26 protein-coding genes and 1 tRNA gene are annotated in these 25,364 nt (G+C 70.6%); 13 read left to right on the top strand and 14 right to left on the bottom strand.

All coding sequences use genetic code 11. The annotated features are described in order from the left end of the window. Positions 1-52 precede the first annotated feature (52 nt). Entirely contained in the window at positions 53-1,024 is a 972-nt protein-coding gene (locus WFI16_RS14810) for a LysR family transcriptional regulator (protein WP_419898577.1), read from the bottom strand. 122 nt (positions 1,025-1,146) lie between these two features. Here WFI16_RS14810 and WFI16_RS14805 point away from each other — a divergent pair, with 122 nt between their 5' ends. Continuing rightward, positions 1,147-1,578: a DoxX family protein gene (locus tag WFI16_RS14805; protein ID WP_419898576.1), complete on the top strand. Its 432-nt coding sequence runs from the start codon at positions 1,147-1,149 to the stop codon at positions 1,576-1,578. A 66-nt stretch (positions 1,579-1,644) separates the two neighbouring features. Here WFI16_RS14805 and WFI16_RS14800 read toward each other — a convergent pair whose 3' ends face one another. From WFI16_RS14800 to WFI16_RS14790, 3 genes are all read right to left on the bottom strand, one after another. After that, on the bottom strand, positions 1,645-2,097 hold the full coding sequence (locus WFI16_RS14800) for a hypothetical protein (protein WP_419898575.1): 453 nt from the start codon (positions 2,095-2,097) through the stop codon (positions 1,645-1,647). Positions 2,098-2,292: 195 nt separating this feature from the next. Then, positions 2,293-3,528 carry an argininosuccinate synthase gene (locus WFI16_RS14795; RefSeq protein WP_419898574.1) on the bottom strand — a complete coding sequence of 412 codons (1,236 nt, stop codon included), beginning with the start codon at positions 3,526-3,528 and terminating at the stop codon, positions 2,293-2,295. 231 nt (positions 3,529-3,759) lie between these two features. Beyond that, entirely contained in the window at positions 3,760-4,479 is a 720-nt protein-coding gene (locus WFI16_RS14790) for a response regulator transcription factor (RefSeq protein WP_076960169.1), read from the bottom strand. A gap of 388 nt (positions 4,480-4,867) precedes the next feature. On the opposite strand from WFI16_RS14790, the gene WFI16_RS14785 reads away from it, so the two are divergent. Beyond that, complete coding sequence (locus tag WFI16_RS14785; protein ID WP_419898573.1) at positions 4,868-6,094, top strand: GTP cyclohydrolase II; 1,227 nt, start codon at positions 4,868-4,870, stop codon at positions 6,092-6,094. Next, on the top strand, positions 6,094-6,603 hold the full coding sequence (locus WFI16_RS14780) for a L,D-transpeptidase family protein (protein ID WP_419898572.1): 510 nt from the start codon (positions 6,094-6,096) through the stop codon (positions 6,601-6,603). Before WFI16_RS14785 ends, WFI16_RS14780 begins: the two co-directional genes overlap by 1 nt. Before the next feature lie 9 nt (positions 6,604-6,612). Here WFI16_RS14780 and WFI16_RS14775 read toward each other — a convergent pair whose 3' ends face one another. Further along, complete coding sequence (locus WFI16_RS14775; RefSeq protein ID WP_419898571.1) at positions 6,613-7,449, bottom strand: PASTA domain-containing protein; 837 nt, start codon at positions 7,447-7,449, stop codon at positions 6,613-6,615. Between the two features lie 155 nt (positions 7,450-7,604). Between WFI16_RS14775 and mutM the strand changes: the two genes are divergently transcribed. Both mutM and WFI16_RS14765 read left to right on the top strand, forming a co-directional pair. Beyond that, the gene (mutM, locus tag WFI16_RS14770) at positions 7,605-8,447 is read left to right on the top strand and encodes a bifunctional DNA-formamidopyrimidine glycosylase/DNA-(apurinic or apyrimidinic site) lyase (protein WP_419898570.1); all 843 of its coding nucleotides are present in this window, start codon (positions 7,605-7,607) and stop codon (positions 8,445-8,447) included. Positions 8,448-8,482: 35 nt separating this feature from the next. After that, positions 8,483-9,253 (top strand): enoyl-CoA hydratase, encoded by a 771-nt coding sequence (locus WFI16_RS14765; protein WP_419898569.1) that lies wholly within the window; start codon positions 8,483-8,485, stop codon positions 9,251-9,253. 258 nt (positions 9,254-9,511) lie between these two features. On the opposite strand, the gene mgtE is transcribed toward WFI16_RS14765, so the two are convergent. The 6 genes from mgtE to WFI16_RS14735 form a co-directional block, all read right to left on the bottom strand. Next, positions 9,512-10,885 carry a magnesium transporter gene (gene mgtE / locus WFI16_RS14760; protein WP_419898568.1) on the bottom strand — a complete coding sequence of 458 codons (1,374 nt, stop codon included), beginning with the start codon at positions 10,883-10,885 and terminating at the stop codon, positions 9,512-9,514. A 300-nt stretch (positions 10,886-11,185) separates the two neighbouring features. Continuing rightward, positions 11,186-12,037, bottom strand: a complete 852-nt coding sequence (locus WFI16_RS14755; RefSeq protein ID WP_419898567.1) for a metallophosphoesterase family protein — start codon at positions 12,035-12,037, stop codon at positions 11,186-11,188. A 4-nt stretch (positions 12,038-12,041) separates the two neighbouring features. Further along, positions 12,042-13,331, bottom strand: a complete 1,290-nt coding sequence (locus WFI16_RS14750) for an ABC transporter substrate-binding protein (RefSeq protein WP_419898566.1) — start codon at positions 13,329-13,331, stop codon at positions 12,042-12,044. A 14-nt stretch (positions 13,332-13,345) separates the two neighbouring features. After that, positions 13,346-14,185: a carbohydrate ABC transporter permease gene (locus WFI16_RS14745; RefSeq protein ID WP_419898565.1), complete on the bottom strand. Its 840-nt coding sequence runs from the start codon at positions 14,183-14,185 to the stop codon at positions 13,346-13,348. Further along, positions 14,178-15,125, bottom strand: a complete 948-nt coding sequence (locus WFI16_RS14740; RefSeq protein WP_419898564.1) for a carbohydrate ABC transporter permease — start codon at positions 15,123-15,125, stop codon at positions 14,178-14,180. Before WFI16_RS14740 ends, WFI16_RS14745 begins: the two co-directional genes overlap by 8 nt. After that, a complete protein-coding gene (locus WFI16_RS14735) occupies positions 15,118-16,254 on the bottom strand; it encodes an ABC transporter ATP-binding protein (protein ID WP_419898563.1) in 1,137 nt (378 codons plus the stop codon). Before WFI16_RS14735 ends, WFI16_RS14740 begins: the two co-directional genes overlap by 8 nt. Positions 16,255-16,585: 331 nt before the next feature. Between WFI16_RS14735 and rpsT the strand changes: the two genes are divergently transcribed. Together rpsT and dnaA are read left to right on the top strand one after the other, a co-directional pair. Then, complete coding sequence (gene rpsT / locus WFI16_RS14730) at positions 16,586-16,864, top strand: 30S ribosomal protein S20 (RefSeq protein WP_419898562.1); 279 nt, start codon at positions 16,586-16,588, stop codon at positions 16,862-16,864. A 384-nt stretch (positions 16,865-17,248) separates the two neighbouring features. Further along, entirely contained in the window at positions 17,249-18,745 is a 1,497-nt protein-coding gene (dnaA, locus tag WFI16_RS14725; protein WP_419898561.1) for a chromosomal replication initiator protein DnaA, read from the top strand. A 195-nt stretch (positions 18,746-18,940) separates the two neighbouring features. Here dnaA and WFI16_RS14720 read toward each other — a convergent pair whose 3' ends face one another. Then, entirely contained in the window at positions 18,941-19,966 is a 1,026-nt protein-coding gene (locus WFI16_RS14720; RefSeq protein ID WP_419898560.1) for an MBL fold metallo-hydrolase, read from the bottom strand. Between the two features lie 147 nt (positions 19,967-20,113). Between WFI16_RS14720 and coaA the strand changes: the two genes are divergently transcribed. After that, on the top strand, positions 20,114-21,097 hold the full coding sequence (coaA, locus tag WFI16_RS14715; protein WP_419898559.1) for a type I pantothenate kinase: 984 nt from the start codon (positions 20,114-20,116) through the stop codon (positions 21,095-21,097). A gap of 108 nt (positions 21,098-21,205) precedes the next feature. On the opposite strand, the gene WFI16_RS14710 is transcribed toward coaA, so the two are convergent. Next, positions 21,206-21,281: transfer RNA gene (locus WFI16_RS14710), tRNA-Ala, on the bottom strand. Positions 21,282-21,390: 109 nt separating this feature from the next. On the opposite strand from WFI16_RS14710, the gene WFI16_RS14705 reads away from it, so the two are divergent. The 5 genes from WFI16_RS14705 (at position 21,391) to WFI16_RS14685 (ending at position 24,323) form a co-directional block, all read left to right on the top strand. Further along, positions 21,391-21,684: a YggT family protein gene (locus WFI16_RS14705; RefSeq protein WP_076957019.1), complete on the top strand. Its 294-nt coding sequence runs from the start codon at positions 21,391-21,393 to the stop codon at positions 21,682-21,684. Further along, positions 21,684-21,992, top strand: coding sequence for a DUF167 domain-containing protein (locus tag WFI16_RS14700; protein ID WP_419898558.1), 309 nt, complete (start codon positions 21,684-21,686; stop codon positions 21,990-21,992). Before WFI16_RS14705 ends, WFI16_RS14700 begins: the two co-directional genes overlap by 1 nt. Next, positions 21,989-22,834 carry a bifunctional methylenetetrahydrofolate dehydrogenase/methenyltetrahydrofolate cyclohydrolase FolD gene (folD, locus tag WFI16_RS14695; protein ID WP_419898557.1) on the top strand — a complete coding sequence of 282 codons (846 nt, stop codon included), beginning with the start codon at positions 21,989-21,991 and terminating at the stop codon, positions 22,832-22,834. The genes WFI16_RS14700 and folD overlap by 4 nt, the downstream gene beginning before the upstream one ends. A 16-nt stretch (positions 22,835-22,850) precedes the next feature. Then, entirely contained in the window at positions 22,851-23,246 is a 396-nt protein-coding gene (locus tag WFI16_RS14690; RefSeq protein ID WP_419898556.1) for a VOC family protein, read from the top strand. Between the two features lie 237 nt (positions 23,247-23,483). After that, entirely contained in the window at positions 23,484-24,323 is an 840-nt protein-coding gene (locus WFI16_RS14685; protein WP_419898555.1) for a sugar phosphate isomerase/epimerase family protein, read from the top strand. Between the two features lie 27 nt (positions 24,324-24,350). Here WFI16_RS14685 and WFI16_RS14680 read toward each other — a convergent pair whose 3' ends face one another. Continuing rightward, positions 24,351-25,334, bottom strand: coding sequence for a hypothetical protein (locus tag WFI16_RS14680; protein WP_419898554.1), 984 nt, complete (start codon positions 25,332-25,334; stop codon positions 24,351-24,353). Between the last annotated feature and the right edge of the window lie 30 nt (positions 25,335-25,364).

The following is a 25,364-nucleotide window of genomic DNA, read 5'->3' as shown; positions in this document are numbered from 1 at the left end:
GCAGCCTCTGCCTGGCCGCCTCACCCGATCGGCTCAAGAGCTGAGACGGAGCCTAGTCGTCCTCGGCCGGGGCCGGGACCCCCAGCCCCTTCAGCGATTCGCACTGCTCCAGCGAGGTCGCCTCGCGCGCCACGGAAAGAAGCAGGCGGCGCAGCCAGGCATGGCCCTGGTCGGCCTCGAAACGGCGCGGGAAGATCAGCGACAGCCTTGTATGCGGCACCGCGACCGGGCAGGGCCGCACCACCAGCCCATGCGCCTCGGCCAGCTGATGCGCCAGCCGGGCGGAGAGCGACATCACCATGTCGGTCCGCTTCAGGATGCCCGGCACCGCCGAGAGGTGGGCCACCACCGCCCCCAGCCGCCGCGGGAAGCCCGCCTCGCGCAGCGGCGCGTCCAGCGCCCCGTCGCGCGAGCCGTTCGGCGAATGCAGCAGATGCGGGAAGGCGGTGAAGCGGGCCAGGTCGATCTCCCCCTCCGCCAGCGGATGCCCCGGCCGCATGAGGAGCAAGAAAGCCTCGGGCAGCAGGCGGAGGCGGGTGTAGAGCGCCGGCGGCTCCCCCAGCATGCCGATCACCAGCTGCACCTGGTCGGCCTCCAGCATGTCCAGCGCGCCGATCCGGTCGGCATGGCTGATCGAGACCAGGCAGCCCGGCGCCTCCTTCGCCAGCCGCGCCATCAGCGGCGGCGCCAGCACGGCCTCGGCATATTCCGACAGCCCGATGGGGAAGACCCGGTCGGAGCTGGCGGGATCGAAGGGGGCGTGGCTGGCCAGGGCGTCGCGCAGCCGGTCCAGCACCTCGGCCACCGGCTGGGTCAGCGACAGGGCGAGCTCGGTCGCCTCGACGCCGCCGGGGCGGCGCAGGAACAGCTCGTCCTTCAGCGCGACGCGCAGCCGGGCCAGCGCGTTGGAGACGGCCGGCTGCGACAGGTTCAGCCGTTGCGCCGCGCGGGTGACATGGCGCTCGCGCGCCACGGCGTCGAAGACGCGCAGCAAGTTCAGGTCGAGGGTGGAGAGGTCGGCCATTGATACCGGTGATGATGATCCTTCGTTCTTCCATTTGGAAGGCGAAGCCCGCGCCTGGCTAGTCTGGGTCAACGGCGGTGTTCAGCGCCGCGCCCCTTTCCTCGACGGGATTGATCAAGACAATGACGAACGACCGTTCTGCCGCCCTGGCGGCCCTGCTGCTCCGCCTCAGCCTGGGCGTGATGTTCCTGGCCCATGGCCTCTACATGAAGATCATGACCTTCGGCCTGACCGGCACCATGGGCTTCTTCGGCAGCCTGGGCTACCCGCCGGTGCTCGGCGCCGTGGTCGCCATCGCCGAGACCCTGGCCGGCATCGCCCTGGTCCTCGGCTTCTGGACCCGCGCCGTGTCGCTGCTGGCGGTGCCGATCCTGATCGGCGCGACGCTGCAGCATGCCGGCAATGGCTGGGTCTTCAGCAATGCCGGTGGTGGCTGGGAATTCCCGGTGTTCTGGATCGCGGCGCTGGCGGTCCAGGCGCTGCTCGGCGACGGCGCCTATGCGCTGAAGCTGAACCGGCTGATCGGCTATCCGGCGACGCCCCGCGCCGCCTGACCCGCCGGCGACCGGCAGGCATGAAAAAGGGCCGGGGGATCGCTCCCCCGGCCCTTTCGCGTGCGGTCAGCGCACCACGCGGGTGGTGCCGTCCGGCAGGTATTCGAGCACCACGCCGCCGCCATTGTAGGCGCCGTTGCCGACGCCCTGCTGCTGCGGCAGCGTCAGGCCGGAGAAGGGCTGCGCCGGGGCCGGCATCACGTTGGGATGACCCATCGCGCCCATCGGCGGCGGGGCCATGCCCGGCGCGGCGCCGGGGGTCATGCCGCCCATGCCATAGGTGCTGGCGGCACCCGGCGGGTGCATCGGCCGGTGGTGCGGCGCCATGCCCGGCGCCATGCCCGGTGCGGGGGCCATGGGCGGCGCCATCGGCGCGGCCATCGGGGTGCCCATCGGCGCGCTGCTGGCCGGCGGGGCCATCGGGGCGGGATAGGGCGACTGCGCCTGGGCGGCAGCGCCCAGGCCGAGCGAGGCGCCCAGCACGGCGGCGGTGGCGAGGGTGGTGCGGATGCGGGCCATGAGCCTTCTCCTTCTGCTTCTTTCTGCCCGACGGAACGCCGGGCTCTGGCCAAGCAAACGCCGCCCTCGGCGATCGGTTGCCCGGACACAGGAAGGGCCCGGGGCGTCGCCGCCCCGGGCCCTTCCACGACTCTGGCCCTTCCATGACTCTGGCCTGGCCCCGCCGCCCGCGCAGGGCGGCGCCGGAGCAGGATATTACAGCGCGCCGCCCTTGCGGCCGGCCATGGCGCCGAGGCGCAGGCGCAGCGCGTTCAGCTTGATGAAGCCCTGGGCGTCGAACTGGTCGTAGGCGCCCTGGTCGTCCTCGAAAGTGACGTGCTTCATCGAGTAGAGGCTGTTCGGCGACTGCCGGCCGCTGACGATGACATTGCCCTTGTAGAGCTTCAGCCGGACCGTGCCGGTGACGCTCTTCTGGCTCTCATCGACCATGGCCTGGATCATCCGGCGCTCCGGGCTGAACCAGAAGCCGTTGTAGATGATCTCCGCATAGCGCGGCATGATGCTGTCCTTGAGGTGCGCGGCCTCGCGGTCCAGCGTGATGCTCTCGATCGCGCGGTGGGCGGTGTGCAGGATGGTGCCGCCCGGGGTCTCATAGCAGCCGCGGCTCTTCATGCCGACGAAGCGGTTCTCCACCAGGTCGAGCCGGCCGATGCCGTTCTCCTTGCCCAGCGCGTTCAGCTTGGTCAGCAGGGTGGCCGGCGACAGCCGCTCGCCATTGATGCCGACCGCGTCGCCGCGCTCGAACTCGACGGTGATCTCGGTGACCTTGTCCGGCGCGTTGACCGGGCTGATCGTGCGCTGCCAGACCATCTCGTCCGGCGCGTCCCAGGGCTCCTCCAGGATCTTCCCCTCGGAGGAGCTGTGCAGCAGGTTGGCGTCGACCGAGAAGGGCGCCTCGCCGCGCTTGTCCTTGGCGATGGGGATCTGGTTCGCCTCGGCGAATTCCAGCAGCCGGGTGCGGCTGGTCAGGTCCCATTCGCGCCAGGGCGCGATCACCTTCACATCCGGCTTCAGCGCGTAATAGCCGATCTCGAAGCGGACCTGGTCGTTGCCCTTGCCGGTCGCGCCATGGCTGACGGCGTCGGCGCCGACCTTCTCGGCGATCTCAATCTGGCGCTGGGCGATCAGCGGCCGCGCGATCGAGGTGCCCAGCAGGTAGCAGCCCTCATACAGGGCATTGGCGCGGAACATCGGGAAGACGAAGTCGCGGGTGAACTCCTCCCGCAGGTCCTCAATAAAAATGTTCTCGGGCTTGATGCCGAGCAGCAGCGCCTTGTCGCGGGCCGGGCCCAGCTCCTCGCCCTGGCCCAGATCGGCGGTGAAGGTCACCACCTCGCACTGGTAGGTCGTCTGCAGCCACTTCAGAATGACCGAGGTGTCCAGCCCGCCGGAATAGGCGAGCACAACCTTCTTCACATCCTTCACGCGCATCGTCGAAGGTCCTTACAGAATGCGGCCGCAGGGCCGGGACGGCGCGGGCGGACCAAGGCAAAAAGCGCGCGGAAAATGCCCGTCGGCAGGGTCAGAGGCAAGGGACAGAAAAAAAGGCCGGGGGAAGGAATTCCCCCGGACCCCCATCTTTTTTCTGTCAGGCTGCCGCAGGCACCGGATCAGGATACCGCCCAAGAAAAAGGCCGGGAGGAACACCCCCGGCCTTCGATCTCAGGCAGCCGCCTCGCGGCCGGCCTGGGGGTCAAGGCGATAGCCGCCCCCCTCGGTCAGCAGCAGCGCCGCATTCGCCGGGTCCGGCTCGATCTTCTGCCGCAGGCGATAGATATGCGTCTCCAGCGTGTGCGTGGTCACGGCGGCATTGTAGCCCCAGACCTCGTTCAGCAGGATCTGCCGCGCCACCGGACGGCCACCGGCACGGTAGAGGAACTTCAGGATCGCCGCTTCCTTCTCGGTCAGGCGGATCTTGCGGTTCTTCACCGGCTCCAGCAGCAGCTTGGCCGAGGGGCGGAAGGTGTAGGGACCAATCACGAAGACCGCGTCCTCGGAATTGTCGAACACCCGCAGCTGGGCGCGCAGCCGCGCCAGCAGCTCACCCACCCGGAAGGGCTTGGCGATGTAGTCGTTGGCGCCGGCATCGAGCCCGCGCACCACGTCCTGCTCCGCATCCGCGCCGGTCAGCATGATGATGGGGATCTTCACCCCCTCCTGCCGCAGGCGCGCGCAGAGATCCCGGCCATCGCCATCCGGCAGGCCGATATCCAGGAGCACGGCGTCGCATCGCCCGCCAGGGGCCAGCAACTGGGCCGCGGCATCCGCCGCGGTCCCGGCTTCGACAGGCGCGAATTCGCCATCCAGCGCCAATTGTTCGGACAAGGTGACGCGCAGCGCGTCATCATCATCCACGATCAGGATCGGCCGCGGGCCGGTCATGCGATCTCCCGACTTAGCCAAGAGTTATCCATGGCTTCTACCTCCCGGAATCAGCCGGGCGGCCGGAAGGCCACCATGGGCTTATCGTGACCGCTGCCTCGCCTCGCGGCAAGCCCTGCTCATCCGCCGCTCCCGCAGGATTCATTTTCCGGGTGGTTTTTTGCCGCCTGCCGCAAATTTCCTTCCCCGGAGGCCTGCAAGCCTCGTGTAAGCCCCATGGGGGGATGGCAACTCGATCCAGAGCGCCACATTGAGGCCACGACGCAGGTTGCATAGTCATGGCTGCCGGCGGTCCGCCCGGTGTCTGCCGGGCCATTTTCCGGTGTTCTCCCGATTTCGTGACCAGAGAATCGGGAAAAAACGCCGGGCTATTAGGGAATTGGATCGGATGACCAGCACTGGAAATGTCGCGCCGGCCCTGCGGCATGCGGCGGAGATCGGCCCGGCCGTGCCCGATGCCGAGGCGCTTGCCCTGCGCGCCGTTCACCGTGCCGCCAGCGACCTGCGCCGCGGCACGCCCGTGCTGCTGACCGGCCTGCCGGCGACGCCCGCCGGCGGCGCGCTGCTGGTGGCGGCCGCCGAGACCGTCGGCGCCCGTGGCCTGGCCGAGCTTGCCGCCGCCGCCATCGCCCCCCCTGCCCTGCTGCTGGCGCCGATCCGCGCCGCCGCCCTGCTGCAGCGTCCGATCCCCACCGCGGTGCAGCGCGCCGATGCGCATCCCTCCGAGGCGCGCTGGCTGGAGGAAGGCGTGGTGGCGCTGCGCCTGCCCGCCACCCTGCTGGACCCCGCCGCGCTGAAGCGCCTGGCCGATCCGGTGGCCGAGCGGCTGCTGCCCGAGCAGCCGGAGCTGCAGCCGCCGCCGCCGCTCGCCGCCGCCGCCCTGGCGCTGGCCAAGCTCGGCCGGCTGCTGCCGGCGCTGGTCGCCGCCCCGGCGCGGGAGGGCGCCGCCGAGGCGCTCGGCCTGCTGAGCGTGCCGGCGGCCGATATCCTGGCCTATCCGACCTCCGCCGCGACCAGCCTGACCCGCGTCGCCGAGGCGCGCGTGCCGTTGGAGGATGCCCGCGACGCCCGCATCGTCGCCTTCCGCGCCGCCGATGGCGGCATCGAGCATCTGGCGATCCTGGTGGGCGACCCCGAGAAGCTGGCGGCCGAAGGCGGCGCCCCGCTGGTGCGCGCCCATTCCGAATGCTTCACCGGCGACCTGCTGGGGAGCCTGCGCTGCGACTGCGGCCCGCAGCTGCGCGGCGCCATCGCCCGCATGGGGCGCGAGGGCGCCGGCGTGCTGCTCTATCTGGCGCAGGAGGGCCGCGGCATCGGCCTGGTCAACAAGCTGCGCGCCTATACGCTGCAGGACCAGGGGCTGGACACGCTGGATGCGAATCGGGCGCTCGGCTACGGCGCCGACGAGCGCGGCTTCCTGGTGGCCGCCACCATGCTGCAGCAGCTCGGCATCCCCCGCGTCCGGCTGCTGACCAACAACCCCGACAAGATGGCCGGCCTCGCCGCCTGCGGCATCGCCGTCGAGGGCCGCGAGGCGCACCAGTTCGACGCCAATGGCGTCAACGACAAGTATCTGGAGACCAAGGCCGAGCGCTTCGGCCACCTGCTCCGCTGATGCTGGTCGCCGCCGTCCGCCCGACCGGGCGCTCCGAGGGGCTGGTGACGCTGCAGGGCCGGACCTGGCGCTGCGCGCTCGGCAAGGGCGGCGTCTCGGCCGCCAAGATGGAGGGGGATGGCGCCACGCCGCTCGGCCCGCTGCCGCTGCGCCGCATCCTCTACCGTGCCGATCGCGGTCCGGCCCCGGCCTGCGCCCTGCCGGTCGAGCCGATCGCCCGCGACGATGGCTGGTGCGACGATTCCTCCCACCCCGCCTACAACACCCGCATCCGCCTGCCGCATGACGCGCGGCACGAGCAGCTCTGGCGGGAGGATGGCGTCTATGACGTCATCGGCCTGCTCGGCTGGAACGACGCCCCCGTGGTGCGCGGCCGCGGCAGCGCCATCTTCCTGCATGTCGCCCGGCCGGGCTATGCGCCGACCGAGGGCTGCATCGCCCTCGAGCCGCGCGAGCTGCGCGCCCTGCTCGCCACCGGCGTCACCGGCTTCGAGGTGCTGCCCGGCTGATCCCGGCGGTCACCCGCCGCCGCAGCGCACGCCGTAGTCGGAGACGCTCGGCACCGGGTTGTCGCCGACCGTGGTGACATCCAGCAGGGCGCTGCCGCTGCGATAGCCGAAGCGGCAATAGCCGAAGCCGGTGCCCGAGCAGCTGTCGACCTCGACCACGCCGGCCTGGGCCAGCGCTTCCTCCCGCCCGCCGATGTCGCTGCCCTGGCGCTCGCCCGGCACCGGCGTCCAGCCGCGCGCCTGCAGCAGCCGCCGCGCCTCGGTGATCGGCTTGCCGTAGAGGTTGGGCAGCGTCACCCGCCCCTGGCAGCGCGTCTCCTCCGGCGCCAGCGGCTGCAGGGCCAGGGTGCCGTCCGGCTGCGCCCGCAGATCGGCCAGCGGCTGGCTAAGGAAATCCCCGTCCCACAGCCGCAAGCCCCCCGGCTGCCCGGCGATCTCCAGCGGCAGGATGGCGCCGATGCTGCGGCGCGCGCCGGGCCGGGCATAGGCGACGGCCAGGATCTGCTCGCCCTCGAACAGCGCCACATTGCCCTGGCGGATCTCGCAGCTGCCGCTGGTGCCGGGCTGGAATTCCCCGGCGAAGCTCACCGCCTGCAGCCGCCCGAGCTTTTCCTCCCCCGTCACCGCCCAGCCGGCGCGCGAGACCAGCCGCCCGGCCGGCGTCTCGCCCGGCTTGGCGAAGCCGCAGAGCCGGCCATCGGCGCCGCGCGGCGCCGGCGGCAGGGCGGCCAGCGGCGTGAAGGCCAGGCCCTCGACCTGCGACTGCACCCGCAGCCCGGGCGCTTGCGCCCAGGCCCCCTGCAGCCCGATCGCCATCAGCCCGAGCGCCAAGATCGCCTGCCGCATTGTTTTTCCAATTCCATCCAGCGAGGGCCTCCAGGCTGGCGCCAGGGCGGGCGGCGGGCAATTCCTGGCGGCTTCATATTTCCGCGCAGCCACCCCGGCTGGCCGGCCAGGGAAAAACAGCCGATACAGGACGGCCCTGCCGAACATGGACCGCGATGCCTGAGCTTCCCGAAGTCGAAACCGTGATGCGCGGCTTGGCCGGACTGCTGCAGGGCCGGGTGCTGACCATGGCGGCGACCCACCGCGCCGGCATGCGCTGGCCCTTCCCGCCCGGCCTCGCCCAGCGCCTGACCGGCAGCCGCGTCGAGGGTTTTCGGCGCCGCGGCAAGTACATGCTGATCCGCCTCTCCGGCGGCGATTCGGTGTTGATCCATCTCGGCATGTCCGGCCGCATGGTCGCCCGCCCGATCGGCGACAACGCCCCGCCCCCGGCCCACGAGCACCTGGTGATGCAGACCGATGACGGCCAGCGCATCGGCTTCGTCGATCCGCGCCGCTTCGGCAGCGTCGACCTGGTCCCCACCGCCGAGGAGGACAGCCACAAGCTGCTCGCCGGCATGGGCCCCGAGCCGCTCGAGGACAGCTTCACCGAGGGCGTGCTGTCCTCGGCGCTGGCCGGCCGGCAGACGCCGATCAAGGCCGCTCTGCTCGACCAGCGCATCGTTGCCGGCCTCGGCAATATCTATGTCGCCGAGGCGCTGTTCCGCGCCGGCATCTCGCCCCGCCGCCTGGCCGGCACCATTCCCGGCGCCCGCGCTGGCCGCCTGGTGCCCGCCATCAAGGCGGTGCTGACCGAAGCCATCGAGGCCGGCGGCTCGTCCTTGCGCGACTACGTGCAGACCGATGGCGAGCTCGGCCATTTCCAGGACCGCTTCCAGGTCTATGACCGCGAGGCCGCGCCCTGCCCGCTCTGCCCCGGCCCGCCGGGCTGCGCGGGCGTCTCGCGCATCGTCCAGTCCGGCCGCAGCACCTTCTTCTGCGCCCGCACCCAACGCTAGATCCGCCAAGACTGATCCCAGGAGGAACGCCGCCGATGGCCTATGAAATGATCGAGGTCGAGACCCAGGGCCCCGCCGCCGTCATCAGGCTGAACCGCCCGGCCGCGCTGAACGCGCTCTGCGACCAGCTGATGCAGGAGCTCGGCCAGGCGCTGCGCGCCGCCGACGCCGACCCGGCCGTCGCCGCCATCATCCTGACCGGCAACGAGAAGGCCTTCGCCGCCGGCGCCGACATCAAGGAGATGCAGGCCCGCCGCTTTCCCGACACCTATCTGAACGACTTCATCGGCGCGAGCTGGGAAGCCGTGCTGACCATCCGCAAGCCGGTGATCGCGGCGGTGGCCGGCTTCGCGCTCGGCGGCGGCTGCGAGCTGGCCATGATGTGCGACATGATCCTGGCCGCCGACAACGCGAAGTTCGGCCAGCCCGAGATCAACCTGGGCATCATCCCCGGCGCCGGCGGCAGCCAGCGCCTGACGCGGGCCATCGGCAAGTCGAAGGCCATGGAAATGGTGCTGACCGGCCGCATGATGTCGGCCGAGGAAGCCGAGCGCGCCGGCCTCGCCGCCCGTGTCGTCCCGGTGGCCGACCTCCTCCCCGAAGCCCTGAAGATCGCCACCAAGATCGCCGGCCTTTCCGCCCCCGCCGTCGCCATGGCCAAGGAGGCGGTGAACGCCGCCTTCGAGCTGCCGCTGCGCGAAGGCGTCCGCCTGGAACGCCGCCTGTTCCTGGGGCTGTTCGGGACGGAAGGTCAGCAGGAAGGGATGGCGGCTTTTGTCGAGAAGCGGAAGCCAGTCTTTAAGTAAGACAGAGGCAGGCCAGGGGAATGAATTCCCCTGGACCCCTTCTTTTTTCTTCCAAATTGCCATGTCCACGTGGCGACAGGACGTGAAACGGCCAGATGTCAGAGCGACCTGTAAAGGAGCGCAGATTATATAAATGTGCCCCGCCGTGATGCATTGGCGCCATTGCCGGAAAAGGCGCTGGCCACCACACGGCCGGTAATCAGAAAAAAGATGAGGGTTCGGGGGAATTCATTCCCCCGACCTGCCCGATGCTTCTCTTCAAAGAAGCGTCCCCCCCAGGATCGCCGTCGCCACGCTGAAGTAGATGACCAGCCCCGTCACATCGACCAGCGTCGCCACGAAGGGGGCCGAGGCGCTGGCGGGGTCGAAGCCGGCGCGTTTCAGCAGGAAGGGCAGCATCGAGCCGGCCAGCGAGCCGAACAGCACGATGCCGACCAGGCCGAGGCCGACGGTCAGCGCCACCAGCGGGTAATGGGGCCCGTAGTCGTAGAAGCCGGCCCATTGCCAGAGCAGCAGCCGCCCGGCGCCGAGCACGCCCAGCAGGGCGCCCAGCGTCAGGCCGGTGGGCAGCTCGCGCAGCGCGACCCGCCACCAGTCGGCCAGGCGCACCTGGCCGAGGGCCAGGGCGCGGATCAGCAGCGAGGTCGCCTGGCTGCCGGAATTGCCGCCGGAGCTCATGATCAGCGGGATGAACAGGGTGAGGACGATGGCCTTCTCCAGCTGGTCCTCGAAATGCTGCATGGCGCTGGCGGTCAGCATCTCGCCCAGCAGCAGGATGCAGAGCCAGCCGGCGCGCTTGCGGATCATCTCGCCGAAGCCGATGCGCAGATAGGGCTGGCCCAGGCTCTCCATGCCGCCGAAGCGCTGGGCGTCCTCGGTACCCTTGTCGATCACCGCATCCAGCACGTCGTCCACGGTAACGATGCCCAGCACCTGGCGGCGGCCATCGACCACGGGGACCGCCAGCAGGTCGTGGCGGGCGAAGAGGCGGGCGACCTCGCTGCGCGGGGTGGAGGCGGCGACGGTCACCGGCTGGCGCGGCAGGGCCAGCTCCATCACCTTCTGCCCCGGCTCGCCGGTGATCAGCCGGCGCAGCGAGATGGTGCGCAGCAGGGCACCGCTGGCCGGGTCCAGCAGATAGAGGGCGTAGATGGTCTCGCGCGTCCGCTCGACGGCGCGCAGATGCGCCAGCGCCTCGGCCACCGTCACCGTCGCCGGCAGGCTGACGAATTCGGTGGTCATCAGCGACCCGGCGCTGCCTTCCGGATAGGCCAGCAGGGCGCGCAGGCTGGAGGCCGGCTCCGGCTCCAGCGGGCGCAGCAGGGCGTCGCGCGCCGGCTCCGGCAGCTCGCGCAGCACGTCGGCGGCGCGGTCGGCCGACATCTCGGCCAGCAGCCGGCTGGCGGCGGGTTCGGGCAGGGCCAGCAGCAGGGCGCCGGCGCGGGCCAGCTCGGGATGGTCGAAGGCCTCGACGCGGCGTTCGGCGGGCAGCCGCGCCAGGGCGGCGGCGGCCTCCTCGGGCGGCAGCTCGTTGAGGAACTCGACGAGGTCGGCGGCATGGCCGGTGGCGAGGGCGCCGAGGCCGCGGCGCGCCACGTCCTCCGCCGGATAGCCAGGGGTGGTCTGAAGCATGGGCTCACCTGCTGCGTCCGCGTCGTCGGCGGCGCGCATGGCGGGCCTGGCTGGCTCAGCGCATGCGGGTCGTCAGGCGCGCGGACAATCGAGAGTGACTGTCGCTGGGACTGTCGCTGGGCATGGTTCGGATGGGTTTCCTGGGGAGTGGCGGGGGCCGAAAAGCCCTGCCACAGCGCGGAAATGCGCCTTGCTCACGGCGCCGTCAAGCCGGATCGCCCGGGGCGCCGGGGGGACGCGGATGAATTCGCGCCCATGCGGAACGGGGCGGCGGAGGGCTCCCCCGCCGCCCCGCCCGGGTCAGGCCGCGACCGGCTGCTGCGGGCCGTAGATCTCCGGCAGCAGGCCGATATCGTGCGGCGCCAGGGTGTCGAGCAGGCGCAGCCGGCTCTCGTGCCGGCCATCCTCGTGCAGCCGGTGCTCGACATAGCCGAGGCGCTTGTCGCCGACCTTCTGCTGCCAGGTGTCGCCGACGAAGAAGGCGACGGCCGGGGCCCAGATCTGCCGGATGCCCTCGACCACGCCGCGGTCCTGCGCCTGGTGGACATGGCCGGAGGCGACGAAGGCGACGTCGTGGCGGGTCAGCAGCGCAGCCAGGCGGGCGCGCGGCGCCGGCAGCACCGACCAGTAGGTCGGGTGCTGCTCGGCCAGCGTCACCTCGCAGAGCGGCTTGTGCTGGAAGATCGCCACGCGGCGTCCCCCTGCCTTCGCCAGGGCCTCTTCCAGGAAGGCGAACTGCGCCTCGGCCTCGGGCAGATCGGCGCCCATGATCAGGGTGTTCAGCCCGATCAGCCGCCAGCCCGGCACGTCCTGCAGGAAGTGGCCGGGGTTGAAGTGGCGCTGCCAGCGGGCCAGGCGCGCGGCATTGGCGGGGGTGCTCCCCGCCAGCGCCGGGTCGTTGCCGATGTCATGATTGCCCGGCACCGCCTGCCAGCCGAGGCCGAGCCCGTCCATCGCCGCGGCAGCGAAGGCCAGGTCGTCCTCGCCCGGACCGTTCAGCTGCTCGCCATGCGCCGAGACGTCGCCGGTGTGGATCACCAGGTCGGGCGCCTCGGCCAGCAGGTGGCCGGCCAGGATGTTGAAATTGGCGGTGAAGCCGGGATGGCGGCGCGACAGGTGGGTGTCGCTGATCTGGGCCAGGGTGACGGTCATCGGATCAGGACTTCCGCGGCAGCAGGCGGCGCACCTCGGCCGCCATGTCGGCCTGGACCTGGGCCGGCGTCGCGCGCTGCTCGACGATGCGGGCCAGGTTGTCGACCATGGTCTGGGTGACGCGCACGCTGTTGCTGCCCGGGAAGGCATACCAGGGGATCGAGATCGGCAGCTGCCGCACCGCCGGCATGAACAGCGGGTTCTCGCGGTAGAAGGCGCCGAGATAGCGCTCCTCGTCGATCGCCAGCTGGTTGCAGGGCAGGTAGCCGGTGTTCTGCACCATCATCGCCTGGCCCTCGGGGCCGGTCGAATAGCGCAGGAACTTCCAGGCGGCGGCGCGCTTCGCCGGGTCCTTGGCGGTCAGCATGCCGGCGGCGCCGCCGGTCGGCAGGCGGCCCTTCTCCGCGTCGATCACCGGCATCTCGGTGGTGCGCAGGTCGAAGCTCTTGCCGACGCTGGCCACCGCGCCGCGCACCTGGGCGGTGGTCTGGAAGATCATGCCGAGCTTGCCGGCGGCGAAGGCCTGGCGGGCGGCGGGCGCCGAGAGGTTGGGCATGCCGCCCTGCTTGACCATGCGGTCGATCAGGGTCAGCGCGCCCAGGCCCTCGGGGCCGGCGAAGCCGACATCGGTCTCGTCGGCGTTCAGCATGCGGCCGCCATGGCCGAAGAGCAGCGCCGAGAACATCCAGTCGTCGCCCGACCAGGTGAACCACAGGCCCTCGACCCCGTCGCCGAGCCTGTCAATCTTGGCGGCGAGCTCGAGGACGCCGTTCCAGTCCTTCGGGAAGTTGTCCGGGTCGCCGCCGGCGCGCTTCACCAGGTCGGCGTTGTAGAAGCAGACCGGGTTGGAGGCGGCATAGGCCAGCCCGGACTGCATGCCGCCGAAATGCGCCAGCTGCAGCAGGTTCTTCGTATAGCCCTGCTGCGCAGGCTCCCCCTCCTGGGCCAGCAGCGGCGTCAGGTCCTGGGCGATGCCGCGCTCGGCGAAGACGCGCAGCCGGTTGAAGCCCTGGTAGGACAGGTCGGGCAGCTGGTTGGTGGTCGCCTGGCGCAGCAGCAGCTGGGCGCCTTCCTCGTAGTTCGGCGTGGTGACGAAGTTCACCTTGATGCCCGGCTCCTGGCGGGCGAAGCCGGCCAGGATGGCGTCGTAGCTCTCCTTGTAGATGTAGGGCTGGGCGTAGTGGACGGTGATCTCGGTCGCGCCCTGGGCGCGCAGGATGCGCGGGGCGGCCAGCGTGCCGAGGGCCGCGCCGGCGGAGAGCAGCGCCGCGCGGCGCGAGAGGGTGGTGGTCATGTCGGGAAGCTCCGTCAGCCCTTCAGGCCGGTTGTCGCGATGCCTTCGACGAAGCGCCGCTGCGCCAGGAGGAAGGCCAGAACCAGGGGGGTGGTCATGATCACGGCGGCCGCCATCAGCGCGCCGAAATCGTCGTCGCCCTCGGTGGTGCGGAAGAACAGGACGCCGAGGGCGGGGGTGGCGTGGGCCGGGCTGTTGACCACGATCAGCGGCCAGAACAGGTCGTTCCAGTGGGCCACCACCGAGAAGATCGCGAAGGCGGTGGCGGCCGGCCAGGCATTGGGCAGCACCACGCGCCAGACGATGGCCATCTCGCCCATGCCGTCGAGGCGGGCGGCATGGATCAGGTCGTCCGGCAGCGACTTGAAGAACTGCCGGAACAGGAAGATGGCGAAGACCGAGATGGTCGAGGGCGCGATCAGCGCCGTGTAGGTGTCGAGCATGCCCAGCGCGCTGAGCCCGGCATAGAGCGGCAGGGCCGGCACATGCGGCGGCACCAGCAGGCCGAGCATGACGGCGCCCAGCAGCAGCTCCCGCCCGCGGAACTCCAGCTTTGCCAGCGCATACCCGGCGGGAATCGCAAAGAGCAGCTGGAAGACCAGGATGCCGCCGCAGACCACCACGCCGTTCCAGAGGTACAGAAGAGCGGGCAGGCGCTCGAAGACGGTGCCGAAATTCTGCACCACCCAGAGCCGCTTGGGCAGCAGGTTCAGGGTGGCGGCGAAGATCTCGTCGGCCGGCTTCAGGCTGGCCGAGACCATCCAGATATAGGGCAGCAGCAGCAGCAGCCCGAGGGCGGCCAGGACGGCCAGGCGCGGCAGGTCGCGCGCCCAGGGGATGTCGCGCTCAACCATAATGCACCCGCTTGTCGAGGACCCGGGTCTGCAGCCACATCAGCGCCAGCACGATGGCCAGGAAGACCAGGGTGATGGCGGCCGAATAGCCCAGGCGGAAAAAGGTGAAGCCTTCCTGGTACATGCTGTGCAGCAGCACCTCGGAGGCCTTGTTCGGCCCGCCCTGGGTCAGCACCTTCACCGTGTCGAAGACCCGCACCGAGCGGATCATGGTGATGGTCAGCACGAAGAGCGTCGTCGGCCCCAGCAGCGGCCAGGTGACCAGGCGGAAGCGGTCCCAGGCGGAGCGCGCGCCATCGACCTCGGCCGCGGCATAGAGCTCGCGCGGGATGGCGGTCAGCCCGGCCAGGAACAGCACCAGGTTGAAGCCGAGATTCTCCCAGATGCCGATGCCGGCCAGCGACCACATGACCATGCCGCTGTCCGACAGCCAGGCCGGGCCGGCGATGCCCAGCTGGCGCAGCATGGCGTTCAGCGGGCCGATGGTCGGGTGCAGCAGGTATTGCCAGGCCGAGGCCATGGCGACGGTCAGCGACACCACGGGGAGGAAGAACACCGCGCGGAACAGGGTGCGGCCGCGCACCCCGGCCTCGATCAGCAGGGCGATGACCAGGGCGCCGAGGATCGAGCCCGGGGTGACCACGCCGACATAGAAGACGGTGTTGACGAAGGACTGCCGGAAGCCGCGATCGCTCCAGAGCTCGGCGAAGTTCTCCAGCCCGATCCAGCGGACCGTGTCGTTGCCCAGCTCATAGTCGGTGAAGGCCAGCGCCACGGCGGCGAGCGTCGGCAGCAACAGGAGCAAAAGGTAAGAAAGAATCGCCGGCAGGCTGAGCAGCCAGGCGGTGATCGCCTCGCCGCGCGCATGGCGGGCGGCCGGGGTGGCGCGCGATGGCGCTGGCCGTGGCGCGACCGGCAGGCCGAAGGTCGCGTCAGACAAGGGCCGGCTCCGCGGCCTGGACCCGGGCGGCGACACGCTTGCCGTCGGCGCCGAAGAGCAGCGCGCGGGCCGGGTCGAAGCCCAGGCCCAGCCGGGCGCCGGGCGCCAGATGGCCGCGGGACTCGGGGGCCAGGCGCAGCACCAGCGCCGTGCTGTCCTCGAGTCGGGCGTGCAGCAGCAGCGATTCGCCCAGGAACTCGATGCCCTCGGCCACCGCCGGCAGGCCGCTCACCGCCGGCTGCAGGTCCTCGGGGCGCAGCGCGAGCGTCAGCGCGCCGGTCATTGGCGCCCGCAATCCCGTCGCCATCCCGGCGACCCGGACGAAACCCTGCGAATCGGCCTCGGCCGAGAAGATGTTGATCCTGGGCGAGCCGATGAAGCAGGCCACCCGCAGATCGGCCGGGTCGGCATAGATCGCCTCGGGGCTGGCGACCTGCAGGATCTCGCCGCCCTGCATCACCGCCACCCGGTCGGCCATGGTCAGCGCCTCGGCCTGGTCATGCGTCACATAGAGGGTGGCGGCGCCGGCGCGGCGGTGGATCTCGACGATCTCGCGCCTTGTCTGCACCCGCAGCGCGGCATCGAGATTCGACAGTGGCTCGTCCATCAGGAAGGCGGCCGGGCGGCGGACGATGGCGCGGGCCAGCGCCACGCGCTGCCGCTGCCCGCCCGAGAGCTGCCCGGGGCGCCGCCCCTGCAGGGCGCCGAGGCCGAGCGACTCGGCGGCCCGGGCGACATCGGCCTCGATCTGCCGGCGTGCCGCGCGGGCGCCCGGCAGGAAGCCGCCGACCAGCGGCAGGCGCTGCGCCGCGCTCAGCCGGCGCAGCGCCAGCGGCACCGCGATGTTCTCGGCCACCGTCAGATGCGGGTAGAGCGCGTAGGACTGGAACACCATGGCGACGTCGCGCGCGCCAGGGCGCAGCCCGGTGACCTCGCGGCCATTGATGTGGATCTGCCCGGCATCCGGCCGGTCGATGCCGGCGATCATGCGCATCAGCGTCGACTTGCCGCAGCCCGAGGGCCCGACCAGGGCGACGAATTCCCCGGGCCCCACCTGCAGCGAGACGCCTTTCAGCACCCGGCTGCCGCCATACTCCCGCACCAGCCCTTCGATCCTGATCCCCGACACCCTGCCACCCTCTGCTGTCGGGGCGGCCTCTAAGGGGGGCGGATGACGGCGCCGTGCCGGTTCCGAGAAGCTTTCATTGCATTACGGGTCCGCAAGCCGTAAGCCGGGCCCGCGGCAAGGCCTGGCGGCCGACCCCGCGCCGCGGCTTCCGAGTCCCGCCCCGAGCGGGTCGCCGGCAGCGCGACGCACCGGGGCATGGGCGCCATGCATTGACTCTCTGCGTCGCAGCCGGGTAGAAACCGCGCCTTCCCGCTCGGAGCTGTTGGGAGCCTTTTGGGCACCGGTGGCTGCGCGCGTTCCTGAGACACAGACGACTGGTTCGAAACACGCCATGGCGAACACGGCTTCCGCGCGCAAGCGCATCCGGCAGACGGCCACTCGCAACGAGCGCAACCGCGCCCGTCGCTCGCGCGTCTCCACCTTCCTCACCAAGGTCGAGAAGGCCATTGCCAGCGGCGACAAGGCCGCTGCCCAGGCCGCCTTCAAGGACGCGCAGCCGGAATACCAGCGCGCCGTCACCAAGGGCATCGTTCACCTGAACACGGTGGCCCGCAAGCTGTCCCGCCTGTCCGCCCGCATCAAGGCGCTGGGCGCTCAGGCCCAGGCCTGAGCCAGGGCTGCTCGCCCTGCCGCACGGCAGGGTGACCGGCGGATCCTGTGTTCTCGCCAAGAACCCGTTGCGCCAGAGGCGCAGCGGGGGATAGCCTTCCAGAACAAGCTTCCGCTCCAGAGTACCCAATTACATCCCGGCATTACCGTTCGCCTTCGGGCGTCGGGTTCAATTCTTTGAATCCGGCATCGAGAGCGGATCGGTGATTTGCGTCCGTTTTTCCGGCGCGCTGTAGTTCCAGTCGTCAGGCTGTTCCTGCCCGTCGCCGGCAGGGCGCCAACCGTGTTGCACGCCCTGGCCGGCTCTTCCGTCCGGGGTCTTGTCGCCCCTCGCGGGGCAGCTTTCAGCTAGGGCCCAGGGCCGAAAGGGTGGCAGGTGCTTCGCATGGAGAATGAGCTCGGCACCCCCTCCGCCGCGACCGGCCCGGCCAACGGGCAGGTCGCGGAAGCCTGGGCCCGCATCCGCGGCCGCCTGCGCGAGGAAGTGGGCGAGGTCGAGTACCGTAGCTGGCTGCGCCAGATGACCCTTGCCGCCATCGAAGGCGAAGAGGCGGTCATCCTGCTGCCCACGCGCTTCCTGCGCGACTGGGTGCGCAGCCATTACGGCGATCGCCTGCGCAGCCTGTGGTCCGGCGAGAGCCTGGGCGTCCGCCGCGTCGACATCCGCGTCGCCCCCGACAGCCGCCCCGTGGAGGCGCCCGACGAGGCGACTCCGGGCGCGGCAGGCGGGCTGGCCGAGGGCGGCCTGGCCGGCGCCGCGCCGGCGGCGCGCGCCACCCAGGCGACGCTGGCGCTGGCCGAGCCCGCCAGCTCGCCGCCGCGCGGGGCCGAGTCGCGCTCCTCCGAGTCGCGCTCGGACTGGGCGGCGCCGCTCGACCCGCGCTTCACCTTCGACAGCTTCGTCGTCGGCAAGCCGAACGAATTCGCCCATGCCTGCGCCCGCCGCGTCGCCGAGAAGCCGGCCAGCCCCGGCTTCAACCCGCTGTTCCTCTATGGCGGCGTCGGGCTGGGCAAGACCCATCTGATGCACTCGATCGCCTGGGCGATCAGCTTCGGCGGCCAGCGCAACGTCGCCTACATGTCGGCCGAGAAGTTCATGTACCGCTTCATCGCCGCGCTGCGCTCGCAGAGCACGATGGAGTTCAAGGAATCGCTGCGCTCGGTCGACGTGCTGATGATCGACGACCTGCAGTTCCTGATCGGCAAGGACAACACGCAGGAAGAGTTCTTCCACACCTTCAACGCGCTGGTGGATGCCGGGAAGCAGATCGTGGTCTCGGCCGACAAGTCGCCCAGCGACCTGTCCGGGCTGGAGGACCGCCTGCGCACGCGGCTCGGCTGCGGCATGGTGGCCGATATCCATGCCACCACCTACGAGCTGCGCATCTCGATCCTGCAGGCCAAGGCCCAGTCGGCCGAGGTCGATGTGCCGGCCAAGGTGCTGGAATTCCTGGCGCACAAGATCACCAGCAATGTCCGCGAGCTGGAAGGCGCGCTGAACCGGCTGATCGCCCATGCCAACCTGTTCGGCCGGCCGATCACGCTGGAATCGGCGCAGGAAGTGCTGCACGATATCCTGCGCGCCCATGACCGCCGCGTGACGATCGAGGAGATCCAGCGCAAGGTCGCCGAGCACTACAACATCCGCCTGACCGACATGTCCTCGGCCCGCCGCGCCCGCAACGTGGCGCGCCCGCGGCAGGTGGCGATGTACCTGGCGAAGCAGCTGACCTCGCGCTCGCTGCCGGAGATCGGCCGCCGCTTCGGCAACCGTGACCACACCACGGTCATGCACGCGGTGTCCCGCGTGGCGGAGCTGATGCAGGCGGACAGCACCTTCGCGGAAGATGTCGAGCTGCTGCGGCGGATGCTGGAGAACTGATTTTTCAGACTGCCGTGTCCACCTGGCGACAGGACGTGAAACGGCCAATGCGCAGCGCGACCTTCCGGGGCGCGCTGTTTTTGTCTTCGGCGTCCCGCCGCGAGGCCCTGGTGCCGCCTGTGGCCAGGTGCTGGTCAGCAAACGGCCGGTGAACAGAAAAAAGAAGGGGTCGAGGGGAATTCATTCCCCTCGCCTTCACCCTGCCTTGCTGTACCCCGGCACCGCCCCCTCGCTTTTCATGACACGCCCCTCCGCGACCAGCCGGTTCAGATGCGCCAGCGTCTCGCCCAGGGCGAAGCCGATCTGGCGGTCTTCCTGGACGCGCGGGAACAGCACGCGGGTCGCCTGGTAGGCGGTGAGCGGCGTGGCGCAGGCGGCTTCCAGCGTGGCCAGGCGCTCGGCGTGGTGGGCGGCCAGCGCGTCGATGCGGGCGTGCAGCCCGTGGAAGGGGTCGCCATGCGAGGGCAGGATCAGCGTCCCGGGCGGGATCGCCTTCAGCCGGGCGTTCGACTCAAGGAAGTCGCGCAGCGGGTCGGCCTCGGGCTCGGTGGCGCCGACGCCGATATAGGGGCTGATGCGCGGCAGGATCTGGTCGGCGGAGAGCAGCACCTTGAGCTCGGGGCAGTGCAGGCAGGCCATCTCCGGGGCGTGGCCGCCGCCGGTCAGGACATGCCAGTCGCGCCCGCCGATGCGCAGCACGTCGCCTTCCGCGATGCGGCGGTAGCTGCGCGGCAGCGAGACCACGGCGCGGGAATAGAGCGGGCCGCGACCGGCCAGGAATGCCAGAAAACTCTCGGGGCAGCCGGCGGCGCGGGCGAAGCCGAGCTGCTGGGCGGTCATGCCCTCGTCGGTGTCCAGCAGCAGGAAGCGGGCGAAGAGATATTCGCTGCGCGGCATCAGCAGGGTGGCGCCGTGGCGCTCGCAGAGCCAGCCGGCGAAGCCGACATGGTCGGGGTGGAAATGCGTCGCCAGCAGCCGGGTGATCGGGCGGCCGCCCAGGGTCTGCCGCTGCAGTGTGGTCCAGTGCGCCAGGGTCTCCTCGCTGCGGGCGCCGGCATCGACGGCCAGCCAGGCATCGCCATCCTCGATCAGCCAGAGATTGACGTGCCAGGGCGCGAAGCCGAGCGGCATACGGACCCAGTGCAGGCCGGGCAGCAGCGCCAGCGACTGGCCGGGCTCGGGGGCGGGCGGAAGGGGGGCGGCATCGGTGGCATCGACCATGGGGGCGGCGTTCCTCAGGCAGGCTTTGGCGTCAGTCTTGGCCCGGAAGCGGGCGCTGCCAAGCCAGGGACTCTTCGCATCGCAGCAAAGCGGTGCCAGGATCGCGGCCAATCAGGTTCCCCCACCGGGCCCAACAGGAAACGCCGCATGCCCCAGCCCCGTGCCGAGACCAGCCTGCCCCCCGCCGACCCGGCCGCCGGCCGCGGCGAGAGCGGGCCGGCGGCCTATCGCGTCTTCGGCCGGGCGGAATGGGCGGCGTTGCGCGCCAGCACGCCGCTGTCGCTCTCGGCCGAGGATCTGGAGGGGCTGCGCGGCCTGACCGACCGGCTGTCGCTCGAGGAAGTGGCCGAGGTCTTCCTGCCGTTGTCGCGCCTGCTGAACCTGCAGGTGGCGGCGGCGCGGGGCCTGGGCGTGGTGCAGGACACCTTCCTCGGCCGCCAGGTGGTGCCGCCGCCCTATATCATCGGCATCGCCGGCAGCGTCGCCGTGGGCAAGAGCACCTTCGCCCGCGTGCTGCAGGCGATCCTGGCGCGCTGGCCGGACCATCCGAGCGTGGCGCTGATCACCACCGATGGTTTCCTCTATCCGACCCGGGTGCTGGAAGCGCGGGGGCTGATGGGGCGGAAAGGTTTCCCGGAAAGCTACGACCTGCGGAAGATGATCGGCTTCCTCAGCGCGGTGAAGGCGGGGGAGGAGGTGGTCTCGGCCCCGGTCTATTCGCACCTGACCTATGACATCGTGCCCGGCCAGAAGCAGATCGTCCGCCGCCCGGACATCCTGATCTTCGAGGGGCTGAACGTGCTGCAGACGGCCGCCGGCGCGCCGCTGCTGGCCTCCGACTTCTTCGACTTCTCGGTCTATGTCGATGCCGCCGAGGAGGATATCGCGCGCTGGTACCTGGAGCGCTTCCTGCTGCTGCAGCGCACCGCCTTCCAGCAGCCGCGCTCCTATTTCCACCGCTACAAGGACCTGCCGCTGGAGGAGGCCACGGCGGTGGCGCAGCGGATCTGGCGCGAGATCAACCTGCGCAACCTCGACGAGAACATCCTGCCGACGCGGGAGCGGGCGCGGATGGTGCTGCGCAAGGGCGCCGACCACCGGGCGCAGGAGATCTGGCTGCGGCGGATGTAGGGGGGGGCCGGCATGCGGTCGCCTGAGGCGGCTTCGCCGAAGGCGTGAATCGCCCGTCCGGACAGCCACAAAAAAACCCGCCTGACGGCGGGTTTCTTGATCAGCGAGTGGTGGAGCTGAGCGGGATCGAACCGCTGACCTCGTCATTGCGAACGACGCGCTCTCCCAACTGAGCTACAGCCCCACGCTCGCTGGTGACGGGGCTTATCCCCGAGGCGAAGGATCAAGTCAAGGGGTGCTTGCCGTCCGCGGCACGGCTTCGTATCTGAAGGCCTCACGCTCAGGGGATGGCGATGTACGCGGTGTTCTGGTTCGTCGATCAGGCGATCAATCTCTATGTCTGGGCGTTGATCATCGCCGCGGTCTTCAGCCTGCTGGTGTCGTTCAACGTGCTCGACACGCGCAACCGCTTCGTCTGGGCGGTGGGCGACTTCCTCTACAAGGTGACCGAGCCGGCGCTGCGGCCGATTCGCAACCTGCTGCCGAATCTGGGCGGCATCGACATCTCGCCGATGATCCTGATCCTGCTGCTCTACGCGCTGCGGATCTTCCTCTGGACCACGGTCTGGCCGCTGGTCGCCGGCTGATGGCCCTGCCGGCCTGGCGGCAGGTGGAAGGGGGCGTGGAGCTGCGCGTGAAGGCGCAGCCCAAGGCCCGCCGCGCCGGGCTGCTGGGCTGGATGGAGGGCGTCGACGGGAAGCGGCTGAAGCTCGCGGTGCATGAGGCGCCGGAGGACGGCCGCGCCAACCGCGCGGTCTGCGCGCTGCTGGCGGCGGCCTTGCATGTCCCCCCTTCCGCCATCGCGGTGGTGCAGGGGGCGAGCGCGCGGGAAAAGACCTGCCGCATCGCGGGCGACCCTGCCCGCCTGGCCGAGCAATTGGAGTCCCTGGCATGACCACCGCCAGAATCATCGACGGCAAGGAAGTCGCGGCGCAGCTGCGCGCCCGCCTCGCCGAGCGCGTCGCCGCCCTACCCTTCACCCCCGGCCTGCGCGTGGTGCGGGTGGGGGACGACCCGGCCAGCGGCGTCTATGTCCGCAACAAGGACAAGGCGGCCAAGCAGGCCGGCCTCGACAGCGCGACGCTGCAGCTGCCGGAGGACACGACCGAGGCCGCTCTGCTGGCCCTGGTGCGCCAGCTGAACGAGGATCCGGCGGTGGACGCCATCCTGGTGCAGCTGCCCCTGCCCCGCCACATCCGCGCCGAGACGGTGCTGGAGACCATCGACCCGGCCAAGGATGTCGACGGCTTCCACGCGGTGAATGCCGGGCGGCTGGCGACCGGGCAGCGCGGGCTGGTGCCCTGCACGCCGAAGGGCGTCATGCATCTGCTGGCCGCCGCCGGCACCCCCCTTGCCGGGGCGCGCGCCGTGGTGCTGGGGCGCTCCAACATCGTCGGCAAGCCGATGGCGGCGCTGCTGCTGGCGGCGGACGCCACGGTGACGGTGGTGCATTCGCGCACCCGCGACCTGGCCAGCGAATGCCGCCGGGCCGAGATCCTGGTCGCCGCCGTCGGCCGGCCGGAAATGGTCAAGGGCGACTGGATCGCCGAGGGCGCGACGGTGATCGATGTCGGCATCAACCGGCTGCCGACTGGCGGGCTGGTCGGCGATGTCGACTTCGCCGCCGCCAGCCAGCGGGCCGCCGCCATCACCCCGGTGCCGGGCGGGGTCGGGCCGATGACCATCGCCTGCCTGATCGAGAACACCGTCGACGCCGCCGTGGCCCGCCGCGGCTGATCCCGGAGGGACGCCGATGCTGTCGCATATCTGCCTCGGCATCGGCGATTTCGAGCGGGCTTTTTCCTTCTACGACCCGCTGATGGCCCTGCTGGGCCATCGGCTGCGTTTCAAGGATGCCGGCAAGCCCTGGGCGGCCTGGCAGCCGGCGGGAGACGACCGGCCGCTGCTGCTGATCGGCGCGCCTTTCGACGGCGGCCCCGCCGCCCCCGGCAATGGCGGCATGGTCGCGCTGCTGGCGCCCGACCGCGCCACCGTCGATGCCGGCCATGCGCTGGCGCTGCGCCAGGGCGGGACCTGCGAAGGGCCGCCCGGGCTGCGGCCGCAGTATCACCCCCATTTCTACGGCGCCTATCTCCGCGACCCGGACGGCAACAAGCTCTGCCTCTGCTGTCACCGCCCCGAAGGCTGACCCGCGCGGAACGTCATCGGCCTGTCGCCGGAGCGTCACGCGGGTGACGCCGGCTGCCGCGTATGCGGCGCGCCGTCGCGGGTGACGGCCCCTCCTGCTCCTGCGGCGATTCCTGGACCCCGATCACCGCCGACCGCACCGGTGGTCGGGGGCCGGGTCATGGTCCGATCGCGTGATCCGCCTGCGGCGAGCGGCCCGGGCGCGGCCACGCGCCAGCAGCGCGAGAGAACGACAAGAATGACCGATCACCCGATGCCGATGCCGGAAAAGCCCGTGCTGGGTGCCGCCCTGATGCTCGAGGGGCTGCAGCAGCACCGCGACTGGATCCTGGCGCGGCAGCGCGACCTGGAGATCCAGGATTTCTTCAGGGCCGAGGTGCTGGATGGCGACTGGCAGCCGCTGGCCGCGCAGGCGCGGCGCGCGCTGGACGGCCATAGCGGCCGCCTCGGCCTGCACGGCCCCTTCTGGGGCTTCAAGATCGACACGCATGACGCCGCGGTGCGCGCCGTGGTGACGCGCCGCCTGCTGCAGGGGCTGGAGGTCTGCGAGGCGCTGCGGGCGACCCAGATGGTGGTGCATTCGCCCTTCACCACCTGGGACCATGCCAATCTCGATGCCTTCCCCGGCGCCCGCGCGCAGCTGCAGGAGCGGGTGCACCAGACGCTGGGGCCGGTGGTGAAGCGGGCCGAGGCGATCGGCTGCGAGCTGGTCATCGAGAATATCGAGGACAAGGATCCGCGCGACCGCATCGGCCTGGCGGCCTCCTTCGGCAGCGAGGCGGTGCAGGTGTCGCTGGACACCGGCCATGCGCATTACGCGCATTGCAGCACCGGCGCCCCGCCGGTCGATTTCCACATCCATCTGGCGGGGGATGCGCTGCGGCATGTGCATCTGCAGGACACTGACGGCCATGCCGACCGTCACTGGGCGCCGGGCGACGGCAGCATCCTGTGGCCGAGCGTTTTTTCCGCCGTTGCCGCCCTGACGGTGAAGCCGCGCCTGATCCTGGAACTGCGCGACCACCGCCATCTGCCGAAGGCCGTGGCGCATCTGACGGGCCTGGGCCTAGCCGACTGACGACGAGGCTCCGGCTTCAAGCCCTGCTCAGCCACGCTGCCCGAGAATCCACCCCTCCCATTGCCGGGCGGGGTGGTGCAGGGCTGGTGCTTCGGGCCGTCTGCCATCCAGGACCTCGATCATGCCCAGCAAACCGGCCAGGGCGTCGAAGGGGTCCTCACCGGCCTTCGAAACGCCAAACCCATTGGCGATCTGCGCCGACAGATCGTCCGAGAACACGACCCCATGGAGAGATGCCCAGGCGGACAGACCTGCCGCCGCCGTGCGCCGATCGTCCTGACGCTGCTTGCTCATGCCTGGCTTGAAGGTGATGCCGACGTGACCGTAGGCCTCCGCCGGATAGGTCTCAGCGATCACCGGTGACCCGGCGAGGGCAAGCGAAGCGAGTGAACCTTCGAAAGGCCAAAGCCGGGCGCCGTGCCGCATGGCTGGCTGCACCACGCTCTGCCAGCCATCAATGGCCGCCTTTCCGACCTGATTGCCGCCCAGCGTCCAGAACAGCGGACAGGCTGCGCGACGCTCGGCTGTGGCACGCTCGCAGGCACGGCGTAGCTCGTCGATACTGCCTATCCCGAGACCTTCCAGCAGATGCGCTTGCCTGGCTTCGGCGCTGGAAAGGCGTGGGTAGAACGGCCGCCGCAGCGACACCTGCGCCGCTTTGTCAGCAACCCGAAAGAAGTCAGCCCAATCTGCCATGCCCAGCATCTTCAGCGCGTCGATAAAGCCTGCGAAGCCGGTCATTTGACCGTAGCTGGCAGGGAGTCCTATCGGAAAGTCGAAGCCCACCAACACCGGGCCGGGCATTGAGAACAGCGCGGTGACGAAGTCAGCGCAATCACCAACCTGACATGGCACTTCGACCTGCCATCCTGGCCCGGTGCGGACGGCGGCAGCAATCCATCGCTTCCGGGCGTCACGGCTCCAATCAGCGTTCAGGATTGTCTGAAACGGAATAACCAAGTCTTGGCTGCCCAAATAGCCGCCTGTTGAGGGCATGGTCCGGGTGGACATTGCCCCCCGGCGGGGTGGTCCAGGAGGAGC

The organism is Roseomonas sp. USHLN139 (assembly GCF_037145735.1).
Classification (GTDB): Bacteria; Pseudomonadota; Alphaproteobacteria; order Acetobacterales; family Acetobacteraceae; genus Pseudoroseomonas.
The sequence above is the reverse complement of the archived record's forward strand: the minus strand, read 5'-3'. Positions and strand labels throughout refer to the sequence as shown.

Bases quoted from the DNA above. Each gene is read 5' to 3' on its own strand.
- mgtE (WP_419898568.1), bottom strand. From the start codon at position 10,885: ATGCTTCAGACCACCCCTGGCTATCCGGCGGAGGACGTGGCGCGCCGC.
- WFI16_RS14685 (WP_419898555.1), top strand. From the start codon at position 23,484: ATGACCGATCACCCGATGCCGATGCCGGAAAAGCCCGTGCTGGGTGCC.
- WFI16_RS14805 (WP_419898576.1), top strand. From the start codon at position 1,147: ATGACGAACGACCGTTCTGCCGCCCTGGCGGCCCTGCTGCTCCGCCTC.
- rpsT (WP_419898562.1), top strand. From the start codon at position 16,586: ATGGCGAACACGGCTTCCGCGCGCAAGCGCATCCGGCAGACGGCCACT.
- WFI16_RS14775 (WP_419898571.1), bottom strand. From the start codon at position 7,449: ATGCGGCAGGCGATCTTGGCGCTCGGGCTGATGGCGATCGGGCTGCAG.
- WFI16_RS14700 (WP_419898558.1), top strand. From the start codon at position 21,684: ATGGCCCTGCCGGCCTGGCGGCAGGTGGAAGGGGGCGTGGAGCTGCGC.
- coaA (WP_419898559.1), top strand. From the start codon at position 20,114: ATGCCCCAGCCCCGTGCCGAGACCAGCCTGCCCCCCGCCGACCCGGCC.
- WFI16_RS14720 (WP_419898560.1), bottom strand. From the start codon at position 19,966: ATGGTCGATGCCACCGATGCCGCCCCCCTTCCGCCCGCCCCCGAGCCC.
- WFI16_RS14755 (WP_419898567.1), bottom strand. From the start codon at position 12,037: ATGACCGTCACCCTGGCCCAGATCAGCGACACCCACCTGTCGCGCCGC.
- WFI16_RS14795 (WP_419898574.1), bottom strand. From the start codon at position 3,528: ATGCGCGTGAAGGATGTGAAGAAGGTTGTGCTCGCCTATTCCGGCGGG.
- WFI16_RS14750 (WP_419898566.1), bottom strand. From the start codon at position 13,331: ATGACCACCACCCTCTCGCGCCGCGCGGCGCTGCTCTCCGCCGGCGCG.
- WFI16_RS14765 (WP_419898569.1), top strand. From the start codon at position 8,483: ATGGCCTATGAAATGATCGAGGTCGAGACCCAGGGCCCCGCCGCCGTC.
- WFI16_RS14810 (WP_419898577.1), bottom strand. From the start codon at position 1,024: ATGGCCGACCTCTCCACCCTCGACCTGAACTTGCTGCGCGTCTTCGAC.
- WFI16_RS14690 (WP_419898556.1), top strand. From the start codon at position 22,851: ATGCTGTCGCATATCTGCCTCGGCATCGGCGATTTCGAGCGGGCTTTT.
- WFI16_RS14800 (WP_419898575.1), bottom strand. From the start codon at position 2,097: ATGGCCCGCATCCGCACCACCCTCGCCACCGCCGCCGTGCTGGGCGCC.
- WFI16_RS14680 (WP_419898554.1), bottom strand. From the start codon at position 25,334: ATGTCCACCCGGACCATGCCCTCAACAGGCGGCTATTTGGGCAGCCAA.
- WFI16_RS14780 (WP_419898572.1), top strand. From the start codon at position 6,094: ATGCTGGTCGCCGCCGTCCGCCCGACCGGGCGCTCCGAGGGGCTGGTG.
- folD (WP_419898557.1), top strand. From the start codon at position 21,989: ATGACCACCGCCAGAATCATCGACGGCAAGGAAGTCGCGGCGCAGCTG.
- WFI16_RS14790 (WP_076960169.1), bottom strand. From the start codon at position 4,479: ATGACCGGCCCGCGGCCGATCCTGATCGTGGATGATGATGACGCGCTG.
- dnaA (WP_419898561.1), top strand. From the start codon at position 17,249: ATGGAGAATGAGCTCGGCACCCCCTCCGCCGCGACCGGCCCGGCCAAC.
- WFI16_RS14785 (WP_419898573.1), top strand. From the start codon at position 4,868: ATGACCAGCACTGGAAATGTCGCGCCGGCCCTGCGGCATGCGGCGGAG.
- WFI16_RS14705 (WP_076957019.1), top strand. From the start codon at position 21,391: ATGTACGCGGTGTTCTGGTTCGTCGATCAGGCGATCAATCTCTATGTC.
- WFI16_RS14745 (WP_419898565.1), bottom strand. From the start codon at position 14,185: ATGGTTGAGCGCGACATCCCCTGGGCGCGCGACCTGCCGCGCCTGGCC.
- mutM (WP_419898570.1), top strand. From the start codon at position 7,605: ATGCCTGAGCTTCCCGAAGTCGAAACCGTGATGCGCGGCTTGGCCGGA.